The 1,069-nt window shown below is 69.8% G+C and carries 1 protein-coding gene; it reads right to left on the bottom strand.

What is annotated here, in order from left to right; all coding sequences use genetic code 11:
- Positions 1-8 precede the first annotated feature (8 nt).
- Positions 9-641, bottom strand: a complete 633-nt coding sequence (locus ACFWVD_RS28910; protein ID WP_081522635.1) for a 2-oxo-4-hydroxy-4-carboxy-5-ureidoimidazoline decarboxylase — start codon at positions 639-641, stop codon at positions 9-11.
- Positions 642-1,069: the final 428 nt, after the last annotated feature.

The raw sequence follows: 1,069 nt of genomic DNA, 5'->3' as shown, positions 1-1,069 counted from the left end.
CGTACGGACTATCCCACAGGGGCGAATAGGCCGATTTCCGTGGCAGTCGGCCCATCGGGTGAGGTCAGCCAGCGTGTCAGATCGCGGAGCCGGGACTGCGCGACCCGACGCAGCTCGTCTGCGGAGATCGAGCGCTCCTCGTCCACCTCGTGCCCCATCCGGCGGCGGATCGCGCCCAGCAGCTGGTCCGCCTGCTCCTCCGGAGGGTGTCCGTCGAGGCAGATCACGAAGGCGTGTCCGAACTTTCGTTCGTACTCCGCGTGGGCCGCGTCGAGGGCCAGCAGTGCGGCGTACGAAGCCCCGTGGGCCAGCTCCGCCGAGGACTCCGCGGCCAGCGCCTCGGTCAGATCGCCCTGCGAGAGGTCGTACGAGGCCTCGTCCGCGGCGGCGATCAGGGCCCCGGCATCGGGGTAGGGGCGGTGGGCCGCCACCCGGTGCGCCCAGCGCCGGCTTCCGCAGCAGTGCAGCAGGACGGCCCGGGCGGCTTCGGGGGACAGGGTGTTGAACCTTCCCAGCCCGCAGCCGTGAGAAGGATCGGAGCTTCCCCCGCGTTCGGTCCGGGAAATGCCCCCTGGGGCCTGTGCCGGAAGGTGGCTGGACAGCAGGGGGCTCCTCGGGGCGCGGCGGGGGTGTACCGCCACGCTATCGACGCAGGGCAGGGTGTGTCGTACCGATTCGGGGATTTCACCCGGAAGTGAGCCGAAAGGATGACGTGAGCGCCACGGGCAGGCATGGTGAGGGCCCCGGGAAGGGGAGGGCGACCGAGGCCGCCACCCCCCACAGGAGAGGCCCCGGCCGCCATCCGTCACGGGCTCGTGCGACAAGCCCGTACCCCTGTCAGCGCCGCAAGTGCGTTTTGTGTCACACCTCGCTCCGCACAGGGTTGGTTGCGCGTTGTATCACTCGTGGACGCGAGGTACTTGAAAGCCGTAACGTGCTGATTTGCGCCACACGTACAGGACAGTGAACGGGTTGGGGACTTTGCTGGGGGACGACGCGGAGCTGACCGCCGCGGTGCTCGCGGCACAGGACGGCGACGAGAACGCGTTCCGTGCTGTGTACCGCGCCG

The sequence above is a fragment of the Nocardia sp. NPDC058666 genome (assembly GCF_042714895.1).
GTDB lineage: Bacteria > Actinomycetota > Actinomycetes > Mycobacteriales > Mycobacteriaceae > Nocardia.
The sequence above is the reverse complement of the archived record's forward strand: the minus strand, read 5'-3'. Positions and strand labels throughout refer to the sequence as shown.